The organism is Streptomyces sp. CC208A (assembly GCF_030010625.1).
Lineage (GTDB): Bacteria > Actinomycetota > Actinomycetes > Streptomycetales > Streptomycetaceae > Streptomyces.
The window spans coordinates 157,530-183,788 of the sequence record NZ_JASCXN010000011.1 but is presented as its reverse complement, the minus strand read 5'-3'; the positions used below and the strand labels follow the sequence as shown (position 1 = coordinate 183,788).

At 74.7% G+C, this 26,259-nt stretch carries 22 protein-coding genes; 7 read left to right on the top strand and 15 right to left on the bottom strand.

From position 1 onward, the window contains the following. Positions 1-19 precede the first annotated feature (19 nt). A complete protein-coding gene (locus tag QK442_RS15140; RefSeq protein ID WP_282694445.1) occupies positions 20-538 on the top strand; it encodes a carboxymuconolactone decarboxylase family protein in 519 nt (172 codons plus the stop codon). A gap of 192 nt (positions 539-730) precedes the next feature. Here QK442_RS15140 and QK442_RS15135 read toward each other — a convergent pair whose 3' ends face one another. From QK442_RS15135 to QK442_RS15120, 4 genes are all read right to left on the bottom strand, one after another. Next, positions 731-1,720 carry a malate dehydrogenase gene (locus QK442_RS15135; RefSeq protein WP_282694444.1) on the bottom strand — a complete coding sequence of 330 codons (990 nt, stop codon included), beginning with the start codon at positions 1,718-1,720 and terminating at the stop codon, positions 731-733. A gap of 171 nt (positions 1,721-1,891) precedes the next feature. Continuing rightward, on the bottom strand, positions 1,892-2,803 hold the full coding sequence (locus QK442_RS15130) for an XRE family transcriptional regulator (RefSeq protein WP_282694443.1): 912 nt from the start codon (positions 2,801-2,803) through the stop codon (positions 1,892-1,894). Between the two features lie 254 nt (positions 2,804-3,057). Next, complete coding sequence (locus QK442_RS15125) at positions 3,058-3,543, bottom strand: DUF3017 domain-containing protein (protein WP_282694442.1); 486 nt, start codon at positions 3,541-3,543, stop codon at positions 3,058-3,060. A gap of 1 nt (position 3,544) precedes the next feature. After that, complete coding sequence (locus QK442_RS15120) at positions 3,545-4,405, bottom strand: bifunctional methylenetetrahydrofolate dehydrogenase/methenyltetrahydrofolate cyclohydrolase (RefSeq protein WP_282694441.1); 861 nt, start codon at positions 4,403-4,405, stop codon at positions 3,545-3,547. Positions 4,406-4,701: 296 nt separating this feature from the next. On the opposite strand from QK442_RS15120, the gene QK442_RS15115 reads away from it, so the two are divergent. Then, positions 4,702-5,277, top strand: coding sequence for a hypothetical protein (locus tag QK442_RS15115; RefSeq protein WP_282694440.1), 576 nt, complete (start codon positions 4,702-4,704; stop codon positions 5,275-5,277). A 64-nt stretch (positions 5,278-5,341) separates the two neighbouring features. Here QK442_RS15115 and QK442_RS15110 read toward each other — a convergent pair whose 3' ends face one another. From QK442_RS15110 to purN, 3 genes are all read right to left on the bottom strand, one after another. Further along, positions 5,342-6,802 (bottom strand): DUF2079 domain-containing protein, encoded by a 1,461-nt coding sequence (locus QK442_RS15110; protein WP_282694439.1) that lies wholly within the window; start codon positions 6,800-6,802, stop codon positions 5,342-5,344. A 269-nt stretch (positions 6,803-7,071) separates the two neighbouring features. After that, positions 7,072-8,637: a bifunctional phosphoribosylaminoimidazolecarboxamide formyltransferase/IMP cyclohydrolase gene (purH, locus tag QK442_RS15105; protein ID WP_282694438.1), complete on the bottom strand. Its 1,566-nt coding sequence runs from the start codon at positions 8,635-8,637 to the stop codon at positions 7,072-7,074. Continuing rightward, positions 8,612-9,241: a phosphoribosylglycinamide formyltransferase gene (gene purN / locus QK442_RS15100; protein WP_282694437.1), complete on the bottom strand. Its 630-nt coding sequence runs from the start codon at positions 9,239-9,241 to the stop codon at positions 8,612-8,614. The genes purH and purN overlap by 26 nt, the downstream gene beginning before the upstream one ends. A gap of 219 nt (positions 9,242-9,460) precedes the next feature. On the opposite strand from purN, the gene QK442_RS15095 reads away from it, so the two are divergent. Next, positions 9,461-10,222, top strand: coding sequence for a hypothetical protein (locus QK442_RS15095; protein WP_282694436.1), 762 nt, complete (start codon positions 9,461-9,463; stop codon positions 10,220-10,222). On the opposite strand, the gene QK442_RS15090 is transcribed toward QK442_RS15095, so the two are convergent. Next, entirely contained in the window at positions 10,219-11,676 is a 1,458-nt protein-coding gene (locus QK442_RS15090; protein ID WP_282694435.1) for a DUF6350 family protein, read from the bottom strand. The genes QK442_RS15095 and QK442_RS15090 overlap by 4 nt on opposite strands. A gap of 119 nt (positions 11,677-11,795) precedes the next feature. On the opposite strand from QK442_RS15090, the gene QK442_RS15085 reads away from it, so the two are divergent. Continuing rightward, the gene (locus tag QK442_RS15085) at positions 11,796-13,133 is read left to right on the top strand and encodes a helix-turn-helix domain-containing protein (RefSeq protein WP_282694434.1); all 1,338 of its coding nucleotides are present in this window, start codon (positions 11,796-11,798) and stop codon (positions 13,131-13,133) included. Positions 13,134-13,223: 90 nt separating this feature from the next. Here QK442_RS15085 and sucD read toward each other — a convergent pair whose 3' ends face one another. The 6 genes from sucD to QK442_RS15055 form a co-directional block, all read right to left on the bottom strand. Beyond that, positions 13,224-14,108: a succinate--CoA ligase subunit alpha gene (gene sucD / locus QK442_RS15080; protein WP_282694433.1), complete on the bottom strand. Its 885-nt coding sequence runs from the start codon at positions 14,106-14,108 to the stop codon at positions 13,224-13,226. Positions 14,109-14,129: 21 nt separating this feature from the next. After that, positions 14,130-15,308, bottom strand: a complete 1,179-nt coding sequence (gene sucC, locus QK442_RS15075) for an ADP-forming succinate--CoA ligase subunit beta (RefSeq protein WP_282694432.1) — start codon at positions 15,306-15,308, stop codon at positions 14,130-14,132. 458 nt (positions 15,309-15,766) lie between these two features. Next, a complete protein-coding gene (locus tag QK442_RS15070) occupies positions 15,767-16,960 on the bottom strand; it encodes a VWA domain-containing protein (RefSeq protein WP_282694431.1) in 1,194 nt (397 codons plus the stop codon). Then, positions 16,957-19,305 (bottom strand): DUF5682 family protein, encoded by a 2,349-nt coding sequence (locus QK442_RS15065; RefSeq protein ID WP_282694430.1) that lies wholly within the window; start codon positions 19,303-19,305, stop codon positions 16,957-16,959. The genes QK442_RS15070 and QK442_RS15065 overlap by 4 nt, the downstream gene beginning before the upstream one ends. Continuing rightward, positions 19,302-20,459 carry an AAA family ATPase gene (locus QK442_RS15060; protein ID WP_282694454.1) on the bottom strand — a complete coding sequence of 386 codons (1,158 nt, stop codon included), beginning with the start codon at positions 20,457-20,459 and terminating at the stop codon, positions 19,302-19,304. The genes QK442_RS15065 and QK442_RS15060 overlap by 4 nt, the downstream gene beginning before the upstream one ends. Before the next feature lie 125 nt (positions 20,460-20,584). After that, the gene (locus QK442_RS15055; protein ID WP_282694429.1) at positions 20,585-20,998 is read right to left on the bottom strand and encodes a hypothetical protein; all 414 of its coding nucleotides are present in this window, start codon (positions 20,996-20,998) and stop codon (positions 20,585-20,587) included. A gap of 169 nt (positions 20,999-21,167) precedes the next feature. Between QK442_RS15055 and QK442_RS15050 the strand changes: the two genes are divergently transcribed. Both QK442_RS15050 and QK442_RS15045 read left to right on the top strand, forming a co-directional pair. Then, positions 21,168-22,514: an SWIM zinc finger family protein gene (locus QK442_RS15050; protein WP_282694428.1), complete on the top strand. Its 1,347-nt coding sequence runs from the start codon at positions 21,168-21,170 to the stop codon at positions 22,512-22,514. A 77-nt stretch (positions 22,515-22,591) separates the two neighbouring features. Then, a complete protein-coding gene (locus QK442_RS15045; protein WP_282694427.1) occupies positions 22,592-24,247 on the top strand; it encodes a DUF5691 domain-containing protein in 1,656 nt (551 codons plus the stop codon). Positions 24,248-24,474: 227 nt separating this feature from the next. Here QK442_RS15045 and QK442_RS15040 read toward each other — a convergent pair whose 3' ends face one another. Continuing rightward, positions 24,475-24,885 (bottom strand): cobalamin B12-binding domain-containing protein, encoded by a 411-nt coding sequence (locus QK442_RS15040; RefSeq protein WP_282694426.1) that lies wholly within the window; start codon positions 24,883-24,885, stop codon positions 24,475-24,477. 301 nt (positions 24,886-25,186) lie between these two features. Between QK442_RS15040 and QK442_RS15035 the strand changes: the two genes are divergently transcribed. Then, positions 25,187-25,978 (top strand): alpha/beta fold hydrolase, encoded by a 792-nt coding sequence (locus QK442_RS15035; RefSeq protein WP_282694425.1) that lies wholly within the window; start codon positions 25,187-25,189, stop codon positions 25,976-25,978. The last annotated feature ends 281 nt before the right edge of the window (positions 25,979-26,259 follow it).

The window sequence follows — 26,259 nt, the reverse complement described above, 5'->3', positions numbered from 1 at the left end:
CCGCTTCTACGGTGGCTTCATGACCACCACCACAGCGCACTCCCCCGCCCAGCCTTCCGCCCAGCCCCTCGCCCACGAGCACGCGCCGCGCATGAACCTCGCCGAGCGGGTGCCCGAGTACTACCGGGCGATGATCCGGCTGGAGCAGGAGGCCGCCAAGGGCGTGGACCCGGTCCTGTACCACCTGGTCAAGATCCGGGCCTCGCAGATCAACCACTGCGCCTTCTGTCTGGACATGCACACCAAGGACGCCCTCGCCGGGGGCGAGACCGTCGAGCGGGTCGTCCAGCTCGCCGCCTGGGAGGAGTCCCGGCACTTCTACACGGAGCGGGAGCTGGCCGCGCTCGCCCTCACCGAGGCCGTCACCGTCCTCACCGAGGGGTTCGTCCCCGACGAGGTGTACGCGGCGGCCGCCGAGCACTTCGACGCCGACGAACTGGCCCGGCTGATCGCCGCGATCGTCACCATCAACGCGTGGAACCGGATCGGCGTCTCCACCCGCATGGTCCCCGGCCACTACACGCCGCGCTCCCTCTGAGGCTCCCTCCGAGAACGAGCGGAGCCCCCCGGTCCCGGACCGGGGGGCTCCTGCGCGTGGTTCTCAGGCTCGGATGGGGCCGAGCTCGCGGACCGCGACCCATCCTCGACGCTCCCCTCGCACCGCTCGGCCCCAGGGGGCCTCGCGGGCTTCGGGAAGCTGCGCCGGGCTCCGTCCGTCGGACGCGTCGGGCTAGATCAGGCCCAGCTCACGCACCGCGTCGCGCTCCTCCGACAGCTCCTTGACGGAGGCGTCGATGCGGGCGCGGGAGAAGTCGTTGATCTCCAGGCCCTGGACGATCTCGTACTTGCCGTCCTTGCAGGTGACCGGGAAGGACGAGATGAGGCCCTCGGGGACGCCGTAGGAGCCGTCGGACGGGACGCCCATGGAGGTCCAGTCGCCCTCGGGGGTGCCGTTGACCCAGGTGTACACGTGGTCGATGGCGGCGTTGGCGGCCGAGGCGGCGGAGGAGGCGCCACGGGCGTCGATGATCGCGGCGCCGCGCTTGGCGACGGTCGGGATGAAGGTGTCGGCCAGCCACGCCTGGTCGTTCACGACGTCGGCGGCGTTCTTGCCGGCGATCTCCGCGTGGAAGATGTCCGGGTACTGGGTCGCGGAGTGGTTGCCCCAGATGGTGAGGCGCTTGATGTCCGTGACCGAGGAGCCGGTCTTCTGGGCCAGCTGCGTCAGGGCGCGGTTGTGGTCCAGGCGGGTCATCGCGGTGAAGCGCTCCGCCGGGACGCCCTTGGCGGCCGACTGGGCGATCAGGGCGTTGGTGTTGGCCGGGTTGCCGACGACCAGGACCTTGATGTCGTCCGCGGCGTGGGCGGCGATGGCCTCGCCCTGCGGCTTGAAGATGCCGCCGTTGGCGGCGAGCAGGTCGCCGCGCTCCATGCCCGGGCCGCGCGGGCGGGCGCCGACGAGCAGACCGATGTTGGCGCCCTCGAAGCCCTTGTTCGGGTCGTCGAAGATGTCGATGCCCTTGAGCAGCGGGAACGCGCAGTCGTCGAGCTCCATGGCGGTGCCCTCGGCGGCCTTGACGCCCTGCGGGATCTCAAGGAGGCGCAGCTTGACCGGCACGTCCGCGCCGAGCAGGTGGCCGGAGGCGATGCGGAAGAGCAGCGCGTAGCCGATCTGGCCGGCCGCGCCGGTCACGGTGACATTCACGGGAGTGCGGGTCATGGCGATCTCCGTAAGACAGCTGGCGGTGGGGTTCCCTGCCCCTGAGGCTGGATATCGCTCCCCTGATCGATCGATGTCTCGATGTGAAGAGATATCCGGCGGTCAGGCTATCGGACGCGGTCCCCCGTGCACCCCCGCCCCCTTGTGGCGCAGCTCACCTCTCACTCCTTTTCACCCGTCTGTGCAACCGTCGCTCCCGTTCGAACGGTTCGCGCAGGCGCGCACCCCGCTGCTTCCCGGGCCCGCCGCGACCATCGGGGTGTACGCGCCGGTGGCGCCCTCCTCCAGGACGTGCGCGAGCTGGACGGCGGTCCCCGCCTGGACGGTGACCTCGTCCCCGGCGGTCGCGCCGCTGATGCGGGCCCAGGCGGCGGCGCAGACGGCGCTGTGCCGGACCTCGACGAGGGCGGTGCCGAGATACGTACGGGCGACGGTGACGGCGTGCGGGCCGCCGCAGCCCATGGCCTCCGGGTCCCGGCCCTCGCAGTCCGCGCCGGTGCACCGGACGCCCTCGGGGAGGCTGGGGGTCGGGGCGACGGTGATCGGGGGCGCCGTCGGGGCGGCGGCGGGCGGGGTCGCCCCGGAGCCGCCGAGGTCGGCGAGGAGGACGGCGGCGGTGACGACGAGCGCGGCGCCGACGAGCCCGGCGGCGTAGAGCAGCGGGGAGGCGCGGCGGGGCGGGCGCGGGGTGGAGGTGAGGGCGGGCCCGGGGGCGGGGTCCGGGGGTACGACCTTCCGGATGCGCATGGTCCGTTCGGCGGGTACGTCCTCCGGGACGCCGGGGGCGACGGCAGCGGCGGCGGGGGCACCGGAGGCCCGTTTCCAGGCGCGGTCCGCGTGCTCCCACTGGGCGGCCAGGGGGCCGAGGTCGGCGCCGGTGACGTCGGCGAGGGCGACGACGGCGTCCCTGGGGACGGGCAGGCGGGCGTCCAGGTACGCCCCCCAGGCGGCCGGTTCGTGTCCGGTGCGCTCGGCGACGGCGCCGACGCCGAGCCCGCTGCGGTCGACGACCGTCCGCAGCCGCTCCGTGAACGCCCGTACCTCCGGATCGAGTTCGTCGGACAGCGACTTCCACGCCGGCATGCTCGCCCCCCTTGTCCCAGCCGTCCCCGGTGTCCTCGAAGGATGGCAGTTCCGGGGGCCGGGCGGGACCCGAACGGAGGGTCCGGATGTACCGGAACGGTCACTTCCATGCCACAGCGACTGGCCCGAACTTGCCCTTTCGTTGGCGGGTACATGACCCTTGATCACGACGGCGCCCGCCCTCCCACGGGGGAGAGGGCGGGCGCCGTCGTCGTACGACCGGGGAAGGCCGGGGAGAGCCCAGGCCCCCCGGATCAGGTCACCGTCAGATGGAGGATGTCCTCCAGGAACGGGATCTTGAGCCAGGGCTTCGGCTGCACCATGAGCGCGAGCAGCACGATCAGCGAGCCCATCAACCCGTACGTGATCATGTCGGTGAAGCGCGAGCGGACCGCGAGCATGCCCACCGAGGGCAGCGCCCCGCGGAGCACCGCGCCCAGCAGCAGCGCCGCCCCGACCGTCATCGTCCCGATCCGGAAGGAGTGCGGGAACGGCTCCGTCCCCAGCACCAGCAGGCCCAGCGCCGCCGTCCCCAGGACGAGGAGCAGCGGCCACTGACGGGCGGGCGCCGGGGCGTCGCCGCCCGCCGCCCGGCCGCCGCCCTCGGGCCGCGCGGTGTCGGTGGTGACCGTCGGCGGCCGGCGCGAACCCCGCACCCGGCGGACCTTCGCCACCCGCCCGCGCGGCAGCTCCCGCGGCCCGTCCGGGTTCCCGGGGGCCGCCGGGGTCCCGGGGGTCACCTCAGTGCGCCTCGGCCGCGCGCTCCGCGGCCTCGACGACGTTCACGAGCAGCTGCGCGCGGGTCATCGGGCCCACGCCGCCGGGGTTCGGGGAGATCCAGCCGGCCACCTCGGCGACGTCCGGGTGCACGTCACCGAGGATCTTGCCCTCGGCGTTGCGCGAGACGCCGACGTCGAGGACGGCCGCGCCCGGCTTCACGTCCTCCGGCTTGATCAGGTGCGGCACGCCGGCGGCGGCCACGATGATGTCGGCGTTCCGCAGGTGCGCCGAGAGGTCGCGGGTGCCGGTGTGGCACTGCGTCACGGTGGCGTTCTCGGAGCGGCGGGTCAGGATCAGCGGCATCGGGCGCCCGATGGTGACACCGCGGCCGACGACGACGACCTCGGCGCCGTTGATCTCCACGCCGTGGGCGCGGAGCAGGGTGACGATGCCGTTCGGCGTGCAGGGCAGCGGGGCGGGCTCGTTGAGCACGAGCCGGCCGAGGTTGGTCGGGTGCAGGCCGTCGGCGTCCTTGGCCGGGTCCATCAGCTCCAGGATCCGGTTCTCGTCGATGCCCTTCGGGAGCGGCAGCTGGACGATGTAGCCGGTGCAGGCCGGGTCCTCGTTGAGCTCCCGGACGACCGCCTCGATCTCCTCCTGCGTGGCGGTCGCGGGGAGCTCGCGCTGGAGGGAGGCGATGCCGACCTGCGCGCAGTCGCGGTGCTTGCCGGCCACGTACTTCTGGCTGGCCGGGTCGTCGCCGACCAGGACGGTGCCGAGGCCGGGCGTGACGCCCTTCTCCTTGAGGGCCGCCACGCGGACGGCCAGGTCGGACTTGATCGCGGCGGCGGTGGCCTTGCCATCGAGAATCTGGGCGCTCATGGGGGACATCCTCCCGGATGACCCCCGCCCACTTCCAATTCGGTCCCGTTCCGGTCCGGCCGCCGGCCCCGCCGTCGGTCCCGCCGGAGCCCCCGGCGGGGCCGCGCGGGGCGGAACGAAGGATTGCACTTGCACAACTCGGGGGCCTATCGACTGGACAACACCTCCGCGATCGGACGACGATGACCAGCGCAGTGCCGCGGAAAGTGCCGGGGGGAGACCGCTCACATGCCGTGAAAGTTCCTCCGCGCGGGCCGCGTCGTCCCCGCACGAGAACATTCACGGAGGAATGCCCGATGAGCTTCGGCGACCCGAACAACCCCTACGGCCAGCCGCCGCAGGGCCAGCAGCCGGGCTACGGCCAGCCGCAGCCCCCGCAGGGCGGTTACGGCTACCCGGCCGCCCCGCCCGCCTCGCCGTACGGCGCCTACCCCGCCGGCGCTCCGTACGGCGCGCCCGCCATGACCATGCCGGGCGGCGTCAAGACGGCCCGCGTCCTCCTCTGGATCGTCGGCATCCTCCAGATCCTCGCCGGTATCGCCCTCGCCCTCGTGGGCGGCGCGTTCGCGAGCGAGGCGGGTCTCGACTCCGGCGCCGGCGCCGCCGTGACCGGCGTCTTCGTCTTCATCGGCCTGCTCGTCCTCGCCTTCGGCGTCTGGGGCGTCATCATCGCCGCCAAGTGCGCGAACGGCGGCAACGGCATCCGGATCTCCGGCATCGTCTACGGCTCGCTGTCCACGGCGGGCGGCCTGGCGAACCTGGGCCAGTCCCAGGGCGTCTCCTCCGTGGTCGGCCTCGTGATCGGCATCCTGCTCATCGTCTTCTTCGCGAAGGCGGACGCCGCCGCCTGGTTCAAGCGCCCGCGCTACTGACCCCGCACGGCACGCAGAGGGGCCCGGTTCCGACCAGGAACCGGGCCCCTTCGCGTACCCCCGCTCACTTCTTCCTCAGGACCGCGAAACCCTCCGAGCGGTGGACGAGCTCGTACGACGCCTCGGGGTGCAACTGCGAAGCCGTCACCGTCGGGTCCTGCGTCTGCCCCGACCAGCCGCGCAGGTCGAGCGCGAGGTAGTCGGGGGTCGCGCCCTTCGACGTGCCCACCCAGTAGACCGTGTGGTCCGCGGTGAGGTGGGCGAGGAGCGGCACGTCCGCCTCCACGCTGGCGCCCGCCGGGACCGCCGCGACCGCCGCGCGGGCCTGCTCGGCGCGGACGTCGGCGGCGTACGTCTCGGACTTGAGGAGCTCGCGCAGCGGCAGGTTCGCGGCGAGGGCGAGCGCGACGGCCGTGGCGGCGGCCACGGCGACCTTCCCGTACGAGGCGAGCCAGGGGCGCGGCGAGGTGCGCACCGCGCGGACGGCGTCGACCAGGGCCAGGAAGACGACCGGCATCAGGACGGCGCTGTAGTGCCAGTGCATGCCCCAGTGGTTGGCGTCCTGGGAGACGAAGCGCCAGCCCAGGGTGGGCAGGACGAGCAGCGCCAGCGGGGAGCGCAGCGCGAGGAAACCGGTGATCGCGAACAGGTAGAGGACCATCTCCCAGCGCTCGCCGGAGGCCAGGGCGCCGCTGACGATCTGCCCGAGGGAGGTCTCGGTTCCGGTGCCGGTCTTCTCGATCTTGGCCCAGTAGTCGTACTGGCCGAGCTTGCTGGCGGCCGGGACGAGGACGAGGACGGTGAGCGCGAAGGCGGCGACGCCGAAGCCGGCGAGGGCCGCGCCGAGCTTCTTCCGCCCCTTGAGGGCGAGGACCACACCGACCATGGCGACGGTGAGCCCCATGTCCTCCTTGACGAGGACGAGCGGCGCCGACCAGGCGACGGCGGCGGTCCAGCGGCCGAGGAGCAGCGCCCGGCAGGTGAGGGCGAGCAGCGGGACGGCGAAGGCGATCTCGTGGAAGTCGGACTTCACGGCCTCCTGGAGGCCCCAGGAGAGCCCGTAGGCGACCGTGAGGGCGATGCCGGTGGCCCGGCTGCCGAGGACCTGCTGGGCTGTGCGGCCGACGACGACGGCGGAGGCGGCGAAGAGCGCGGCCTGCGCGAAGAGCAGCGAGACCGGCGAGGGCCAGAGCCAGTAGAGGGGGGCGAGGAGCGCCGTCACCGGGCTGAAGTGGTCGCCGAGGATCGGGAAGCCGGGCCCCTTGATGTCGGAGACGGGGAGCCGGAACTCGGCGTAGGAGCGGACGGCCTGCCCGAAGATGCCGAGGTCCCAGGAGGGGGTGCGGAAGTGGTCGTACTGCACCCAGGAGTAGAGGAAGTACAGCGCGCAGAGGACCGCCGCGACGACGGCGTACGGGAGGACGGGTGCCGGCGCGAGGCGGTCGGACGGGCCGCCGTCGGGCGCGCCGCGGCCGGCCTCGGGGGCGGAGGGCTCCGCCTCGGAACCGTTCTGGACATCCAACACCGTGCCCCCATGGACCAGCCGCCGACAAAGAGCAACCCATTAGAACAGAGTGGCTTCGGCGGGCGGAATCGACGCCCTGGGGCGTCCGGAGGCGTCCGGGGAAGTCGGGGCGGGGCGGCCGGGAAGGGCGGGACCGGTGGGCACCGGTCCGCCAGTGGGCCGACCGCCGCGACCGCTGGATGCGCTCGCTGGATGCGCTCGCTGGATGCGCCGGCCCCCGCACGACGGACGGCCCGCCCGTGGGCCGTCCGTCGTGTTCCGGGTCCTGCTCAGTGGAAGAAGTGGCGCGTCCCCGTGAAGTACATCGTCACGCCGGCCTTCTTCGCGGCCTCGACGACCTGCTCGTCCCGCACCGATCCGCCCGGCTGCACGACCGCCTTCACACCGGCGGCGGTCAGGATCTCCAGGCCGTCGGGGAAGGGGAAGAAGGCGTCCGAGGCGGCGTACGAGCCGCGCGCCCGCTCCTCGCCGGCCCGCTCGACGGCCAGCTTGGCGGAGTCGACGCGGTTGACCTGGCCCATGCCGACGCCGACGGAGGCGCCGTCCTTGGCGAGCAGGATCGCGTTGGACTTGACCGCGCGGCACGCCTTCCAGGCGAAGGCCAGCTCGGCGAGCTCGTCGGCGGAGAGGGCCTCGCCGGTCGCGAGGGTCCAGTTCGCCGGGTCGTCGCCCTCGGCCTGGAGGCGGTCGGTGACCTGGAGCAGCGCGCCGCCGTCGACCGGCTTGACCTCGACCGGGTTGCTCGGGGCGCCCTCGGCCCTCAGCACGCGGATGTTCTTCTTCCTGGCGAGGATCTCCACGGCGCCGTCCTCGTACGCCGGGGCGACGATGACCTCGGTGAAGATCTCGGCGACCTGCTCGGCCATCTCCTTCGACACCGGGCGGTTGACGGCGATGACGCCGCCGAAGGCGGAGAGCGGGTCGCAGGCGTGGGCCTTGCGGTGGGCCTCGGCGACGTCGGCGCCGATCGCGATGCCGCACGGGTTGGCGTGCTTGATGATCGCGACGCAGGGCTCGGAGTGGTCGTACGCGGCCCGGCGCGCGGCGTCGGTGTCCGTGTAGTTGTTGTACGACATCTCCTTGCCGTGCAGCTGCTCGGCCTCCGCGAGGCCGCCCGTGCCGTCGACGTAGAGGGCGGCGCCCTGGTGCGGGTTCTCGCCGTAGCGCAGGACGTTCTTGCGGGTGTGGGTGGCGCCGAGGAAGTCGGGGAAGCCGCTGTCGTCGGCGGCCGCGTAGTCGGCGGCGAACCAGGAGGCCACGGCCACGTCGTACGCGGCGGTGTGCTGGAAGGCCTCGGCGGCGAGCCGCTTGCGGGCGGTCAGGTCGAAGCCCCCGGCCTTGACGGCGGCGAGGACGTCCGCGTACCGCTCGGGGCTGGTGACGATGGCGACCGACGGGTGGTTCTTGGCGGCGGCGCGGACCATCGAGGGGCCGCCGATGTCGATCTGCTCGACGCACTCGTCGTCCGAGGCTCCGGAGGCGACCGTCTCGCGGAACGGGTAGAGGTTCACGACGACCAGGTCGAAGGGCTCGACGCCGAGCTCGGCGAGCTGCTCGCGGTGCGACTCCAGGCGCAGGTCGGCGAGGATGCCGGCGTGCACACGCGGGTGGAGGGTCTTGACGCGGCCGTCCAGGCACTCGGGGAAGCCGGTCAGCTCCTCGACCTTGGTGACCGGGACGCCTGCGGCGGCGATCCTGCCCGCGGTGGAGCCGGTGGAGACGAGCTCGACACCGGCCTCGTGCAGACCGCGGGCCAGCTCCTCCAGACCCGTCTTGTCGTAGACGCTGACCAGCGCGCGGCGGATGGGCTTAACGGTGTCCGTGTTCACCGACATGAACCTTTCGTCCCTCAATGCGGTAGCCGTGCCGGGCGAGGCGCCCCACGACGTCGACGAGCAGCGAGCGCTCGACTTCCTTGATGCGCTCGTGCAGAGCGGCTTCATCGTCCGTCTCCCGCACCTCGACCACGCCCTGGGCGATGATCGGGCCGGTGTCGACCCCGTCGTCGACGAAGTGGACGGTGCACCCGGTGACCTTCACGCCGTGGGCGAGCGCGTCACGCACCCCGTGGGCACCGGGAAAACTGGGGAGGAGCGCCGGGTGGGTGTTGACGATCCGGCCGCCGAAGCGGGCCAGGAACTCCTTGCCGAGGATCTTCATGAACCCGGCCGAGACGACAAGGTCCGGCTCGTACGCGGCGGTGGCCTCGGTCAGGGCGCGGTCCCACTCCTCGCGGCTCGCGTGGTCCTTCACCCGGCAGACGAAGGTGGGCAGACCGGCGCGCTCGGCCCGTTCCAGGCCGGCGATGGAGTCGCGGTCGGCGCCGACGGCGACGATCTCGGCGCCGTACCCCTCGGGGTCGGCGGCGATGCCGTCGAGCAGCGCCTGGAGGTTGGTGCCGGAGCCGGAGACCAGGACGACAAGGCGGGCGGCAGCCACTGGGTCACTCTTTCCGTGGTTATTTGTGCGGTCGTACGAACGAATCGTGCCCCTGGATACGGGGAACCCTACGAATGGCTCGACCGTCAGCAACGATACCGGCACACCGGACGGCCCCCACGGGACGGGGGCGGAGCAGGGCGGTAGCGTCAGGGTCCGACGCCGGTCACGCCGCCCGGTGCGACGCGGTCACGACGACAGAGGGAAGACGTCCAGCAGATGCCGGATCGCCAGTCCACGAACGACAACAACCCGTTCGCCCCGCCGCCCGAGGGCAGGCCCGACCAGCCGTGGCAGCCGCGCCGGCCGGAGGGTTCGGAAGGCTCGGGCGGTCCGGGTGGCTCGAACGGCGGCTCCGCCGAACCGTCGTCGCCCGGCACGGGCTCGTCCGACGGGCGCTGGAGCCCGCGCCAGCCCGGCCGTTCGTCGGACGGCTTCGGGCGCGGGCCGGAGCGCCAGGGGGGTCAGGGCGGCGCGGGCGGCCAGGGTCCCGAGCGGCCGGGGCTGCGCTGGGACCCGACGGACCCGGCCCAGCGGCGGGCCCGGTACGCGGTCCTCGGCGGCATGTGGGCCTTCTTCTTCGCGATCTTCGACATCCCGGAACTGGCCCTGCTGCTCGGCGCGCTCTCGCTGTACTGGGCGATCAGTTCGCTGCGCGCGAAGCCGAAGACCGCGGCCGGGGTGTCGCAGGAATCACAGTCCGCGGCCCCGCCCGCGTCCCCGTCCCCGTCCCCGTCCCCGGGACGGCCGTCCACGGCGGCGGGCGGCCCGAACCCGGCCCGCTCGATGCGGACGGCGGCGATCAGCGGCCTGGTGGCCTCGACCGTGGCCCTGCTGATCGTGGGCTTCGGCTTCACGATGCAGCTGGTCTACAAGGACTTCTACGACTGCCGGGAGGACGCCCTCACCCACGCGGGCGCGCTCGCCTGCAACGACCTGCTGCCCAAGCCGCTGCGCGACGGCTTCGGGGTGCGCGACTAGTCGTCCGGCGCCTCTCCTCGTTCCGCCCCGGTCGTCTCCGACGGCCGGGGCGGTTGCGGTTCCGGTGCCGGGGGAAGGGGGGTTTCCCAAGAGGCGGGGAGGTAGTCGTACGGCTCGTAGCCCTCGTCGTCACCCAAGGCGAAGCCGGAACCCAGGGGGTCCGCGGGAACCGGCGCCGGGGAGGGCGCGGCCGCCGCCAGAGCCGGTTCCGGCGCCTGCGGCTCCTTCGGCCGCTCGGGCGGCTTCGGGAGCCGGGGCTCCTTCGGGCGGGGCACCCGGCGGCCCCAGGCCCGTACCGCCAGCGCCGTCGGCAGGCCCAAGGCCACTCCCCACAGCACCGCCGCCCCGCCCGCCTGCCACCACACCGGGCCGAAGGCGAGCAGCCGCTCCGAGCCCAGCGGGCCGCCCGCCGCGCCCGCCAGGAGCGCGACGGCCACCCCGGACGCCCCGGCCGCGGCAAGGGTCGCGAGCACCGTCCCGCGCGCCCGGCCGGTGACGGTCTCCCGGCCCACCCGGTGGCCCAGGACCACCGCCGCGACCAGCGGCACCGCCGCCGCGGCCCACTGCGGCCAGCCGCCGCGCCCCTCCGGGGGCAGCGCCGCGAGGAGCGGGAAGGGCGGCACGGCGGGGTCGCCGACGAGCCCGAGCGGGGTGGCGACCGCACCCGTGCCGAGGGCGAAGCCGGGCCCGAGGCCGTACGCGGCGCCCCAGACCGCCGCGTTCGGCAGCAGCGCGAGGACGAGCAGCGCCAGCGTCACCCGACCGGACCACTCCCCCGCGAGCGACTCGTACGAGGCCCGCGCCGCGTCCGCGTGCCAGACCAGCGAGGCCCCGGCGAGCACCGCCCCGCCCGCGCACAGCGCCACCAGGCCGGTGCCCGCGCCGCGCAGCACGGCGGCGGCCTCCTCCCGGTCCGGCAGGGGCCGGCCGAGGGCGCTCCAGACACCGGCCCCCGCCGCGCCGAGGACCACGCCCGGCAGCCACAGCCCGGCGGTCACCAGGTCGGCGGGGAGCGGGCCGCTCTCGCTGTAGACCACGAGCACGGCCGCGACCAGCAGATACCCGCCGGAGACCGCGCCGAGCGCGCCCGCGGGCGAGGGGCGCGGCCGGGTCTCGTCGGCCGGGTCGAGGGTGGAGCGGGCGGTCCTGAAGACCAGCCAGACCGGCAGCGCGGTCGTCAGCAGCGGCACGATCCCCAGCGGCGCGGGCAGCCCCCCGACGGTGTCGGTGCGGACGAGGTCCACGCCGTGGGCGAGCAGCCAGAGCCCGGCGGCGAGGTGAAGGGCGCCGTCGGCGCCGCTGTCGGGGAACGGCGAGCTGATCCAGGCGACGATCACCAGGACCGCGAGGGCACCGGCGCCGAGTCCTGCGGCGACCCCGCCGCGGACGCAGGCGGTGGCGAACGCGGCGGAACGCCCGCCCTGGACCAGGGAGTGCTCGGTCAGGTGGGTCACGGGGCCATGCTGCCAACGACACGCTCTTTCGCGGCGTAACAGGCAAACACCCGTTGTGTCGCTCAAGATACGTTTATGTACTTTTCCGCCCAGAGGTGCTCTGCGGGAGGTAGACACCGATGAGCAAGACGAGCCGGGACGGCGACACCGCGCCCCCCTCCGCCGCCACCGCGCTGCCGACGCCGAAGGAACGGCGTCGGCTGCGCGAGGCGCTCGCCCTGAGCGAGGAGCAGGTCGCCGAGGCCGTGGGCGTCACGAAGGCCACGGTCAAGTCCTGGGAGGCCGGCCGCTCGGCCCCCCGCGGCCGCAAGCGCGAGGCGTACGTGAGGCTGCTCCGCGGTACGCCGGAGGCGTCGGCCCCCGCGCCCGCTCCGACCCCCGCGCCCTCCGGCGGCGTGCGCCCCAAGGCCGCCGCCAAGCGCGCCGCCAAGCCGCCGAAGGCCCCTTCCCCGGCTCCCGCGATCGCCGCCTCCGGCCCCGCCCGGCGCGGCCCGGCCGGCCCCGGGCCCGAGGAGCGGCTGAAACCGGAGCGGAAGCAGGAGCCTGAGCTGGAACCCGTACAGCGGGAGCCCGTACAGCGGGAGCCCGTACAGCGGGAGCCCGTACGGCGGGAGCCCGTACGGCGGGAGCCCGTACAGGCGGTCGCGCAGGGGCCCGAGCTCACCCCCGAGGAGGCCTTCGACGCGCTCTACGGGTACGCCGCCCCCGGCCTCGTCCACCAGGCGTATCTGCTGACCGGGCGCCGCCTCCTCTCCCGGGAGGCCGTCGAGCACGCCTTCCACCGCGCCTGGCAGTGCTGGCCCGAGGTGGCCGTGGACGCCGACCCGGTGGGCTGGGTGCGGGCGGCGGTGTACGAGTACGCCCTCTCGCCCTGGCACCGGCTGCGCCGCACCCACAAGCACCCCGACGCCCCGCCGACCGAGGCGGGGAGGCGGGCGCTGCTCGGCGCGCTGCTCGACCTGCCGGCGCCGTACCGCCGGACCGTCCTGCTCTACGACGGGCTCGGGCTCGACCTGCCGGAGACGGCCGCCGAGACGGAGGCGAGCACCCCCGCCGCCGCCAACCGGCTGCTGTACGCGCACTCCTTCATCGGCGAGCGGGTGCCGGAACTCGCCGACCCCGAGGAGCTCCGGCGGCGCCTCGGCGAGCTGGTCGCGGAGGCGCCGACGGCGACGCTCCCGGCGGCGCGGGCGGTGCGCGGCGGCAGCGAGCGGCGGATCCGGCGGATGACCCGGGTGGTGGGCGGGGCGACGGTGGTGCTGATCGCCGTCACGGCCCTGACGGCGGCGACGGCGCCGACCCGCTACATCCCGGAGCTCGCGCCCGGCCAGACCGTCAACGGCGTCCCGGTGCGCGGCGGCCCGCAGAAGCTCGGCGAGGAGGACCTGAGGCTGCGCGACATGCTGCGGTCCGCGCCGAACCCGGGCCCGGAGCGGCTGATCCCCGCCGCGGAGTAGCCCGTCCCCGTACGCGCGTGGGCCCCGCTCCCCCGGTTTCCCGGCGGGGCGGGGCCCACGCGTTCACGGCCTGTGGGGCTGTGTCGTGCTTCAGCCCGCGAGGATGGCGCGCGCCAGCTTGGCGGTCTCGGTCGGGGTCTTGCCGACCTTCACACCGGCGGCCTCCAGGGCCTCCTTCTTCGCCTGGGCGGTGCCGGAGGAGCCGGAGACGATGGCGCCGGCGTGGCCCATGGTCTTGCCCTCGGGCGCGGTGAAGCCCGCGACGTAGCCGACGACCGGCTTGGTGACGTTGGCCTTGATGAAGTCGGCCGCACGCTCCTCGGCGTCGCCGCCGATCTCGCCGATCATGACGATCAGGTCGGTCTCCGGGTCGGCCTCGAAGGCCGCCAGGGCGTCGATGTGGGTGGTGCCGATGACCGGGTCGCCACCGATGCCGACGCAGGAGGAGAAGCCGAGGTCACGGAGCTCGTACATCATCTGGTACGTCAGCGTGCCGGACTTCGAGACCAGGCCGATGCGGCCCGGCTTGGTGATGTCGCCCGGGATGATGCCGGCGTTCGACTGGCCCGGGGTGATGAGACCGGGGCAGTTCGGGCCGATGAGGCGGGTCTTGTTGCCCTTCTCCACGGCGTACGCGTAGAACGCGGCGGAGTCGTGGACGGCGATGCCCTCGGTGATGACGACGGCGAGCGGGATCTCGGCGTCGATCGCCTCGACGACGGCGGCCTTGGCGAAGGCCGGCGGCACGAAGAGGACCGAGACGTTGGCGCCGGTCTCCTTCATGGCCTCGGCGACGGTGCCGAAGACGGGGACCTCGGTGCCGTCGAAGTCGACCTTGGTGCCGGCCTTGCGCGGGTTCACGCCGCCGACGATGTTGGTGCCGTCACCCAGCATGAGCCTGGTGTGCTTCATGCCCGTGGCACCGGTCATGCCCTGGACGATGACCTTGCTGTCCTTGTTGAGGAAGATAGCCATGGCTGTTCTGTCCCTCTTCCCTTACTTCGCAGCCGCGAGCTCGGCGGCCTTGTCGGCCGCGCCGTCCATGGTGTCCACGCGCTGGACCAGCGGGTGGTTGGCGTCCGACAGGATCTTGCGACCCAGCTCCGCGTTGTTGCCGTCGAGGCGGACGACCAGCGGCTTGGTGACCTCCTCGCCCTTCGAGGCGAGGAGCTCCAGGGCCTGCACGATGCCGTTGGCGACCTCGTCGCAGGCGGTGATGCCGCCGAAGACGTTGACGAAGACGGACTTGACGTCCGGGTCGCCGAGGATGATCTCCAGGCCGTTCGCCATGACCTCGGCGGAGGCGCCGCCGCCGATGTCGAGGAAGTTGGCCGGCTTCACGCCGCCGTGGTTCTCACCGGCGTACGCGACGACGTCCAGGGTCGACATGACCAGGCCGGCGCCGTTGCCGATGATGCCGACCTCGCCGTCGAGCTTGACGTAGTTGAGGCCCTTCTCCTTGGCCGCGGCCTCGAGCGGGTTGGCCGCCGCCTTGTCCTCCAGGGCCTCGTGCTCCGGCTGGCGGAAGTCGGCGTTGGCGTCGAGGGACACCTTGCCGTCGAGGGCGATGACGTCGCCGGAGGCGACCTTCGCGAGCGGGTTGACCTCGACGAGGAGCGCGTCCTCGGCGACGAAGGTCTTCCACAGGGTCACCAGGACCTCGGCGACCTTCTCGGCGACCTCGGCCGGGAACTGGGCCTGGGCGACGATCTCACGGGCCTTCTCGATGTCGACGCCCTTGTTGGCGTCGACCGGGACCTTCGCGAGCTTCTCGGGGGTCGTCGCGGCGACCTCCTCGATGTCCATGCCGCCGGCGACGGAGGCCATGGCGAGGAAGGTGCGGTTGGTGCGGTCGAGGAGGTACGAGACGTAGTACTCCTCGAGGATCTCCGGAGCGGTCTCCGCGATCATCACCTTGTGGACCGTGTGGCCCTTGATGTCCATGCCCAGGATGTCCGTCGCGCGGGCGACGGCCTCGTCCGGGGTGGCGGCCAGCTTGACGCCGCCGGCCTTGCCGCGGCCGCCGACCTTCACCTGCGCCTTGACGACCGACTTGCCGCCCAGCCGCTCGGTGGCCTCGCGCGCCGCCTCAGGCGTGTCGATGACTTCACCGGCCAGCACCGGTACACCGTGCTTGGCGAAGAGGTCCCTCGCCTGGTACTCGAACAGGTCCACGCGCGTCCCTTTTCTAGATGATCGCGGTTCGTTGTCTGCGTGGGCGTGCCGCGGAGGGCAACGTGACTGCGCTGTCACTAGGGAGGCGTACACGGTGTCCGTGGACGCGGCATGTCCGTCTCGCAGGTTATCCCCGTGGGCCGTGGGTCCCTAAATCGCAGCTCACAACCGGGCGGTGATACGGGTCACAGAACGTAGGGGGCGCAGGGCTGTGCGTGGACGCCCCCGGCACCCCGCCCGGCCCCCGCCGCGCAGGCGGGGAGCGGGCTCCGCCCCCCTCACGCCACGCCGGTGCGCCGGGTGAGGGGGATACCGCCGCGAGTGTGATATGGGCCTCAGTGGCGCCGTGGAGGCCCGTCCGGGTGGCCGGGCGGCGACGGATTCCGTACGAGGGGACGGACGGATTCCGTACGAGGGGTACGAGGGAGCCGGCGGGTGCGCGGGGCCGGCCCGGCGCCTCAGGCCGGGTCGGGTATCGGCAGGGGCCGCTTCTCCAGGGCGGCGGCCATGACCTCCGGGAAGAGGTCGGGGGTGCAGGCGAAGGCGGGGACGCCGAGGGCGGCGAGCGCGGCGGCGTGCTCGCGGTCGTAGGCGGGGGCGCCCTCGTCGGAGAGGGCGAGCAGGGCGACGAACTGGACGCCGGCCGCCTTCATCGCGGCGACCCGCTTCAGCATCTCGTCGCGGATGCCGCCCTCGTACAGGTCGCTGATGAGGACGACGACGGTGTCGGCGGGGCGGGTGATCCGGGACTGGCAGTAGGCCAGTGCCCGGTTGATGTCGGTGCCGCCGCCGAGTCGCGTGGCGAAGAGGACGTCGACGGGGTCGTCGAGCTCATCGGTGAGGTCGACGACGGAGGTGTCGAAGACGACGAGCCGCGTGGCGACGGCCTTGAGGGAGGCGAGGACGGCGCCGAAGACGGAGGCGTAGACGACGGAGGCGGCCATGGAGCCGGACTGGTCGACGCAGAGCACGACCTCCTTGCGGACCGCCCGGGAGGCGCGCCCGTGGCCGATGAGGCGCTCGGGGACGACCGTGCGGTGATCGGGGAGGTAGTGCTTGAGGTTGGCCCGGAGGGTGCGGTCCCAGTCGATGTCCCGGTGGCGGGGACGGCTGATCCGCGCGGAGCGGTCGAGGGCGCCGGTGAGGGTGGTCCTGGTCCGGGTGGCGAGCCGGGCCTCCAGGTCGGCGACGACCTTGCGGACGACGGCCCGCGCGGTCTCCCGGGTGGTCTCCGGCAGCGCTTTGTTCAGCGAGAGGAGGGTGCCGACGAGGTGCACGTCGGGCTCGACGGCCTCCAGCGTCTCCGGCTCCAGGAGGAGCGCGGTGAGCCCGAGCCGGTCGATGGCGTCGCGCTGCATGACCTGGACGACGGAGGTGGGGAAGTAGGTGCGGATGTCGCCGAGCCAGCGGGCGACGGAGGGCGCGGAGCCGCCGAGCCCGCCCCGGCGCCCGCCGTTGCCCTGGCCGTCCCCGCTGTCCCGGTGGTCGTAGAGGGCGGCGAGGGCGGCGTCCATGGCGGCGTCGGTCCCGGACAGGGCACGGCCGGTCCCTCCCCCGAGGCCTTCGGCCAGGGGGGACCCCCACGCCGCGCCGCCGCCGAGGACCAGGCGCCAGCGGCGCAGCCGCTCGTCGGCGGTGGTGGTGCCGGTCATGCGGGGACCTCCTGTCCGAGGACGAGGTGGAGCAGGGGCAGGACGCCGTCGGCCCGCTCCTCGTCGGGGGCGGCGGCGAAGCCGGGTACGGGGACGGCGGGCCCGGACGCGGCGGCCTTGGGCCCCCGTGCGACGAGCTCGCCGAGGGTGCGCCGCACCCCGGGCTCGTACCCGCCGAAGGTGCGCCGCAGCAGCGGCAGTACGTCGGTGAACGCCTCGGCCGGTACGGCGGTGAGCCAGCCGTCGAGGAGGCCGAGCAGCCGCTCGTCGTGGACGAGCAGCAGTCCGCCGCCGGAGCCGCCGACGAAGCCGTCGATCCAGGCGGCGGCGTCGGCGGGCGGGGTGCCGGGCGAGAGGGCGAGCCCCATGAACCGCGCGGTCTCCTCGTCGGAGAGCCGGCCCTCGTCGAGCAGCGTCCGGGCCGCCCGTCCCCGTACGGCCCCGGGCACCCGCTCCCGTCGGGCGAGCCTGCGCAGGACCCCGGCCCACCGGTCGGCGAGCGCGGTGTCCGGGAGGAGGCCGATCGCGGTGTGGACGGCGTCGACGCGGTCGCGCATCTGCGCGGCGGCGTCCGCGTCGAGGCCGGCGCAGGCGGGCGGGAGGCCCACGCAGATCCGCTCGGCGAGACCGGCGGCGACGCCCGTGAGGGCCGCCGTGTCGGTGCCCCGCACGTCCCCGTAGCGCAGCGAGCGGGCCAGGGCGGGGAGCGCGTCGGCGAGGTGGGCGGCGTCGGTGTCGAGCGCGGCCCGGTCGGCGAGGGCGCCCAGGACGGCGGGCAGGGCGTCGCCGAGCCCGGCGAGCAGGCACTGCTCGGCGAGGGCGGTGATCTCGCCGAGGGAGCCGGCGGCGCGGGCCCGGGACTCGGCGCGGGCGGTGGCGGCGGTCTCGACGGTGGTGCCCCAGACGCCGGCCTCGGCGACCCGGACGTGCAGTTCGGGCTGCCAGCGCAGCCGCCAGGACTCCCGGAAGGTGCCGGTGCCGGTGCGGCCCGCGGCCGGCTCCCCCCAGTCGACGCCGAGGAGCCGGAGCCGGTGGAGCAGCCGGCTGCGGGCGGCGTCGGTCTCCCCGCGCAGGTCGAGGCCGAGCTCGCGCTCCTCCGCCTCGGGTTTGAGGCGGAGGCTCCGCTGGAGGCGGTTCAGGTCGCGCTGGAGCGGGACGGCGGGGGCGGCGGCCGGGACCTCGCCGAGGACGTCGCCGACGACGAGCCGGTCCCGGACGAGGGCGAGTGGCACGTCGGAGCCCTCGCAGAGGACGGCGCGGACGGCGTCGGTGGTCTCGGCGAGGCCCGGCCGCGGGCGGCCGCGCAGGGCGGCGAGGGTGTCGGCGAGCCGGACGGCCTCGATGACATGGGCGGAGGAGACGGGGTGGTCGGCCTCGCGGAGGAGCCCCGCGACCTTGGCCATCCACCGCTCGACGGGCCGGTCGGGGGCGGAGAAGAGGTGCCCGTACCAGCCGGGGGACTCGATCCCGGCGCCGTACCCGGAGCGGCGGGCGAGCCGCCGGTGGGTCCAGGGGACCCAGGTCAGCTCGGTCCTCACCTTGGGCAGGCCCTTGAGGAGGGCGCGGTCGGCGGTGACGGTGGTCCGCCGGGCGAGGGCGGGCACGTGCCAGGCGCCGCAGACGACGGCGACCGCGTCCCCGAACTCCTTCCGCGCGGCGCGCAGCCGGAGCCGCATGTGCGCCTCGCGGACGAGGTCGCGCGGGTGGCCGCCGTGCCCGTACCGCTCGCGCAGGGCGGTCATGGCGTCGGCGAGGGCGGTGAAGGGGGCGAGGGGGTCGGTGTCGCCGCGGAGTTCGACGACGTCCTCCCACCACTGCTCGGGGTCCTCGTGCCCGGCGGCCCGGGCGAGTTCGGCCAGGGGGTCGATCCGGGTGGCGGGGTCGGCGGGGGCGTACTCCTCGTCCTCGCCGTCGCCCCAAGTGGGGTCGGCGGCGAGGGTGTGGGCGGCGGGCAGGTCGACGAAGCGGACGGGGACGCCCCGGGCGAGGGCCCAGCGGATCGCGGTCCACTCGGGCGAGAAGGCGGCGAAGGGCCAGAAGGCGGCCCGGCCGGGGTCGTCGACGGCGTGGGCGAGGAGGGCGACGGGCGGCCGCATCGCCGGGTCGGCGGCGAGGGCGACGAGCGCGTCGGCCTCGGCGGGGCCCTCGATCAGCACCGCCTCGGGCCGGGCGGCGTCCAGGGCGGCGCGCACCCCGCGCGCGGAGCCGGGCCCGTGGTGCCGGACGCCGAGCAGCAGGGGGCCGGGCGGCCGGTCGCGGAGGTCCGCCCCGGCCGGGGCGGTGGCGAGGGCCGGGGTGGGGACCGAAACGGGGGCGGGGGCCGGGGTGGACGCGAGGGCCGTCATGCGCTGACCTCGCGGCAGGCGCGGTAGAAGTCCTTCCAGCCGTCGCGCTCCCTGACCACGGTCTCCAGGTACTCCTGCCAGACGATCCGGTCGGCGGCCGGATCGCGGACGACGGCGCCGAGGATGCCGGCGGCGACGTCCGAGGGGCGCAGCACGCCGTCCCCGAAGTGGGCGGCGAGCGCCAGGCCGCCGGTGACGACGGAGATGGCCTCCGCGGTGGAGAGCGTCCCCGAGGGGGACTTGAGCCGGGTGCGGCCGTCGGCGGTGACGCCGTCGCGCAGTTCGCGGAAGACGGTGACGACCCGTCGGATCTCCTCCACGCCCTCGGGAAGAGAGGGCAGTTCGAGGGAGCGGCCCAGCTGCTCGACCCGGCGGGAGACGATGTCCACCTCGTCCTCGGGGGTGGCGGGCAGCGGCAGCACGACGGTGTTGAAGCGGCGGCGGAGCGCGCTGGAGAGGTCGTTGACCCCCCGGTCGCGGTCGTTGGCGGTGGCGATCAGGTTGAAGCCGGGGACGGCCTGGACCTCCTCGCCGAGCTCGGGGACGGGCAGGGTCTTCTCGGACAGGATCGTGATGAGCGTGTCCTGCACGTCGGCGGGGATGCGGGTGAGCTCCTCGACGCGGGCGGTCGTGCCCCGCTCCATGGCCCGCATGACGGGGCCGGGCACGAGGGCCGCCCTGCTGGGGCCCTCGGCGAGCAGCCGCGCGTAGTTCCACCCGTACCGGATGGCTTCCTCGGGGGTGCCGGCGGTGCCCTGGACGAGGAGGGTGGAGTCGCCGCTGACGGCGGCCGCCAGGTGCTCGGAGACCCAGGTCTTGGCGGTGCCGGGGACGCCGAGGAGCAGCAGGGCCCGGTCGGTGGCGAGCGTGGTGACGGCGACCTCGACGATGCGGCGGGGCCCGACGTACTTGGGTGTGATGACGGTGCCGTCGGGGAGCGTGCCGCCGAGGAGGTAGGTGGCGACGGCCCAGGGCGAGAGGCGCCAGCGGGCGGGCCGGGGGCGGTCGTCGGCGGTGGCGAGCGCCGCGAGTTCGTGGGCGAAGGCGTCTTCGGCGTGGGGCCGCAGGGCCTCGGCGGCGGGCCTGGGCCGGCCCGGGCCGGTGTCCTTCACGGCACCGGCGCCGGGCTGGGCGATGGTTTCGGCCACGGTCATGGTTTCGGGCACGGTCATGGATCCCCCTCCAGATCGTTCGACCTGCTGTGCGATCCACGGTGCACCACGCCACTGACAATCGGTCGTGTCCGCAGGTCAGGGGCGTAATCGGGGGTGGCGGAGGCTCAGTTGAAGACCGGGGAGACGGCGACGCAGCCGCCGGCCACGGCCTGCTCGCCCTTGGCCTCCTTGATGACCTTGCCCTGGTAGACGACCTTGCAGGTGAGGTCCTGAGGCTTGTCCGCGACCGGCATGACGGCGGGCGGCATGATGCCGTGCAGCCTGACCGTCTTGGTCCACGGCGTGGTGGGCTTCGCGTCGGTCTCGACCCGCGGCTGCATCGCGGTGCCGTCGCCGGCGTGGTAGTCGATCGACCGGATGTTCTCGCCGGTGACCTCGTAGGTCACCTCGTAGCTCTCGGTGACGGCCTTGTCGACCTTCTCGGCGGCCTTGCCGGACGCCTCGGAACAGGCCCCGAGCCCGAACGCCAGGCCGGTGACGGCGAGGGCCGAAACGACGGAGCGGACGGTGCGGTTCATGGTGGTACTCCCCCTGCACGATGGTGCGGACGTGAGGTGGCGCGCTGGTTCGCGCGAGCTCGAACAGCACCGTAAGGGGTGGTCGGACCTGTCATGCCGCCAGGGCCGCCCTTGAGGGCGAAACCGCAGGTCAACCGCGTTGTCAGTGGAGAAGAATACCGTCAAGTACATGAATGCCATGGGGGTGCGTCGGACGGCTGAACAGGTGCTGGCACTGGCTCCTGACGAAGCCTCACGCAGAGCGGGGAGCAAGCTGGGCACGGCCGGGCCGTGGAGCGGCGCGGGCTGCGGCGAGGGGATCGTGTGGGGGCGGTGCGAGGGCAGCGGCCGCACGCCGTACCGGACGGTCGTGGACACGACCGGGCCCGCGTACGCGTGCACCTGCCCGAGCCGCAAGTCGCCGTGCAAGCACGCACTCGGACTGCTGCTCCTGTGGGCGACGGACGAGACGGCCGTGCCGGGCGGAGCCGAGCCGCCCGACTGGGTGGCGCGGTGGCTCTCGGCACGCCGGGCCGGGGCCGCCGGGGCGGCGCGGAAGGCGGAGGGGAGCGTGGCGGCGGGCCCGGCCGATCCGGAGGCCGCGCGCCGCCGGGCGGAGCGCCGGGCGGCCCGGGTGACGGCGGGCGCCGAGGAGCTGGAGCGGCGGCTCGCGGACCTGGTGCGCGGGGGGCTCGCCACGGCCGGACAGCAGGGGTACGGCCTGTGGGAGGAGACCGCGGCCCGCATGGTCGACGCGCAGGCGCCGGGGCTCGCGGGCCGGGTCCGCGAGCTGGGCGCGATACCGGGCTCGGGCCCGGGCTGGCCGGTGCGGCTCCTGGAGGAGTGCGCGCTCACCCATCTCCTCGACCGGGCGTGGCTGGCCGCCGACCGGCTGCCCGCCCCGCTCGCGACGACGGTACGGACCCGGGTCGGGCTCCCGTCCGCGCCCGACGGCCCCGCGGTGCGGGACCGGTGGCTGGTCCTCGCCCAGTACGACACGGGGGACGGCCGCCTGACGACCCGCCGGATCTGGCTGTACGGCACGGGCAGCGGCCGTACGGCGCTGCTGCTCTCCTTCGGCGCGGCGGGCCGCGCCCCCGGTCTGGCGCTGCCGGTCGGCGCGGTGGTCGACGGCGAGCTGACCCCGCACGCGGGCTCCGGGCAGCTCCGCGCGGAGCCCGGCGAGCCGCTGGTGCCGGTCGCCGGACCGGCCGCGCCGCCGCCGGGCGGCCCGGTGGGCGCGGCCCTCGACGCGTACGGGCGGGCGCTGCGGGAGGACCCGTGGCTGGACTCCTGGCCGGTGACGCTCGCTCAGGTGGTGCCCGCGCGCGCGGAGTACGGCTGGCAGCTCGCCGACTCCGACGGGCGGGAGGCCCTGCCGCTGACCGGCGCCGACCGCTCCCGCCCCGGTCTGTGGCGGCTGCTCGCCCTGTCGGGCGGTGCCCCCGTCACGGTCTTCGGCGAGTGCGGCCACCGCGGCTTCACCCCGCTCGCCGCCTGGTCCCCGGACCACCCGTCGGAAACGGTGCCGCTGTGACCACCATCCGCCGTACCCCCTTCCCGTCTCCGTCCGAGGCCCGCGACAGCGGCCGAGACCATGCCCGAGGAGTGCCCGTGCCGACGACCCAAGCCCCTGGAGCAGCCCCCCGTTCCGGGCCCGGTGACGCCGGCTGGGAGGAGCTGGTGACGTCCGCGCTGCTCGGGACCGACCGGCGGCCGCCCTCGGGGACGCGGGGCGCCACGGCCGCCGGGGCGCTGCTCGACGCCGCCGCGCGGCAGACGCTGCGGCGGCGCGCGGGGCTGCGGCCAGGACCCGCCGCCGTACCGCCCGAGCCCGCGCCGGACGATCCGCGGCCGGAGCTGCCCGCCGCCGCCCGGCGCCGGCTCGGGCTGCTGCTGGCCGGGCGGGCCGCGCCCGCGCCTGCGGGCGGCCGCCGGGGCACCGCGCCGGACCTCGCCGAGCTGCTGCCGCAGTGGCTGACGCTGGCCGGCGAGCGCGGCTACAAGGCGCCGTACGCCGCCCTGCCCGCGCTGCTCGACGCGGCCAGGGCCCGTACCGACCTGCGGCCGCAGGCGCTGGCGCTGGCCGGGCCGCGCGGGCTTTGGCTGGCCAGGCTCAACCCGGAGTGGCGGTTCGCCCTGCGGGGCGGCGGGGCGGGCGGTGCCCTTCCGGACCTCGGAGACCTCAAGGACGCCGAGGCGGTGCGGGAGCTGTGGGAGGAGGGCCTGTTCGCCGAACGGGTCGCGCTGCTCGGAGCCGTACGGGCGAAGGATCCGGCGGCCGGGCGGGCGCTGCTCGCGAGCACATGGGCCGGGGAGCGGGCAGAGGACCGGCTGATGTTCCTGGACTCGCTGCGGGCCGGTCTTTCGGCGGCGGACGAGGAGTTCCTGGAGGCGGCGCTCGCCGACCGCAGCCGCAACGTCCGCGCGACCGCCGCCGAACTGCTCTCCGCGCTGCCCGGCTCGGCGCTCGCGGCCCGCATGGCGGGCCGGGCGGCCACCTGTGTGGGTCTGGACCGGACGGCGGCCGTGCCGACGGTCGTCGTGGAGGCCCCGCACGAGTGCGACGAGGAGATGCGGCGGGACGGTGTGGTCGCGGTGCCCCCGTCGGGCCGGGGCGAGCGGTCCTGGTGGCTGGGGCAGCTGGTGGAGGCGGCCCCGCTGTCCTGCTGGCCGGCCCGGTTCGGCGGGCGCACGCCCGAGGAGGTCGTGGCGCTGCCGGTGGCCGACGACTGGCAGGCGGAGCTGCACGCGGCCTGGTGCCGGGCGGCGGTGCGGCAGCGGGACCCCGCCTGGTCACGGGCGCTGCTCGGTGCGCCCGCGGTGCCGCCCGCGACGGGGCCCGGCACCTCGTCGCTGGCCGAGCGGGCACAGCTGCTGGCGACGCTCGACCCGGAGGAGCGGGCCCGGTGGGTGGCGGCCTTCGTGGCGGCGCACGGCCTGTCGGAGGCGTTCCAGCTGCTCGGGGTCTGCGGGGTTCCGTGGGCGGAGCCGCTGGGCGAGGCGGTGATCGACGCCCTGGACACCGCGCGGGACGCGGGCAGCTACCCGTGGAGCTTCAGCGGGGTGATGGGCCTCGCGGAGCGGTGCCTCTCCCCCACGGCCGCCCGGCGGCTGGAGTCGCTGGCGGCGGCGGTCCCGGAGGCGGAGGACACCTCGCCGGGGGCCGGCGCCTACTGGTCCGAGGCCTTCCAGCGCCTGGTGGCCACGCTGGACCTCCGCGCCCGGATGCGCGCGGAGCTGGACGGCACCCCTGCCGCGGCGGCCTGACCCGCTCCCGTACACAGGGGGCGACCGCACACGCGCGTGGGGAGCCACGTACCCGCGTGGCCGACGGAAGGCCCGTACACGCGCGGACGGCCGGGAGCCCGTCGGAGGGGGCTCCCGGCCGTCACGGCCGGAGGGCGTGCGCAGGCGCCGCACGCGCCGACCGCCCACCGGGGCGCGGCGGACGGGTGCCCGCGCGCGTGCCGGGCGTCGGCGGGTGCCGGCGGGTGTCAGACGGCCGTCGTGCGGACGTTCGCGTTGACCCAGTCGACGATCGACGCGGTCGTGGCGCCCGGCGTGAAGATCTCCGCGACGCCCTTCTCCTTCAGCGGCGGGATGTCCGCGTCGGGGATGATGCCGCCGCCGAAGACCTTGATGTCCTCCGCGTCGCGCTCCTTGAGCAGCTCGATGACCTTGACGAAGAGCGTGTTGTGCGCGCCCGAGAGGATCGACAGGCCGATCGCGTCGGCGTCCTCCTGGATCGCCGTGTCGACGATCTGCTCGGGCGTCTGGTGCAGCCCGGTGTAGATCACCTCCATACCGGCGTCGCGCAGGGCCCGCGCGATCACCTTGGCCCCACGATCGTGGCCGTCGAGACCCGGCTTGGCGACCACCACGCGGATCGGACCGGTCACACCCATCACTGCCTCCACATGCGACCCCCGCGCGTCTGTGCCGGGGAGGTGAACGAACGTTATCGACAGCATCCCGCAACCAGCCGTTTCACGGTGGCCGGGGAGGGGGAAATCACACGTGGGACACGTTCGTTCCGTGGCCTGCCCCGCTCCGGGCCCCCCTCCTGGGCCCTCCAGCCGCCTGCGGGGCGGTCGCGAAGGGAGCCGCGACGCCGGTCGCCGGACCTCCGTGCCGCCGTCCGCGCGGCGCGAAGGTCCGGCGACCCGGCGTACCGCCCGGCCCCAGGCGCCGCAAGGGAGGTCGGCGATGGAGCTCGCCAAGATCACCGCCCTGATGAAGGCCACCGCCCTCGAAGCCGCGATCCTCACCGGCCACCTCGTCCTCTACCCGTCCGGGATCGTCTCCGTACGGCCCGGAGGCTCTCCCACCGAGTCCGCCCCCGTCGTCGGCGGGGGCGGGGGCGGGCGTCCGGTCGTCCTGCTGCACGGCTTCGTCGACAACCGCTCCGTCTTCGTCCTGCTGCGCCGCGCCCTCGCCCGGCACGGCCGCCGCCACGTCGAGTACCTCGACTACTCGCCGTTCACCTGCGACCTGCGGACCGCCGCCGAGGCGCTGGGGCGGCGAGTCGACGCGATCCGGGAGCGGACCGGCCGGGCGGAGGTGGACCTCGTGGGCCACAGCCTGGGCGGGCTCGTCGCCCGTTATTACGTACAGCGGCTGAACGGTGACGCGCGGGTGCGGACGCTGGTCACCCTCGGCACCCCGCACACGGGCACGACCGTCGCGCCGCTCGCCGACGCGCATCCGCTGGTGCGGCAGATGCGGCCGGGGTCGGAGGTGCTGCGGGATCTCGCCGGTCCGGCGCCGGGCTGCCGGACGCGGTTCGTGAGCTTCTGGAGTGACCTGGACCAGATCATGGTGCCGGTGGAGACCGCCCGCCTCGACCACCCCGACCTGCGGGTGCACAACGTGCGGGTCAGCGGCATCGGACATCTCGCGCTGCCGGTGCACCCGGGGGTGGCGGCCGGGATCCTGGCGGCCCTCGACGCCGGCGGGGCCGAGGACGGGGCGGACGGCGGGGCGGCCTCCGTGGCCTGAGCCGGACGAGCAGGCCGACCCGGACGAGCAGGCCGAGCCGGCCGCACCCGCCGCACCCGCCATGCCGGTGGCGACACTCCCGGCGCCGTTCTTCGAACGTTCCTCGAACACAAGGCCAAAGCTCTGTGCGTGAGCTGGCGAAACACGGTCGATTGCCCGTTTCCTGCGCCCGCGAACCCCTCCGAAGATTGTCGGTCCCGCATACCGCCGGGTACAGTCGCGCCACTGCTTCCCCCGGGACACCCCCCTGTCGGGCCCGCCCCGGACTGGTTCTGCTGCCG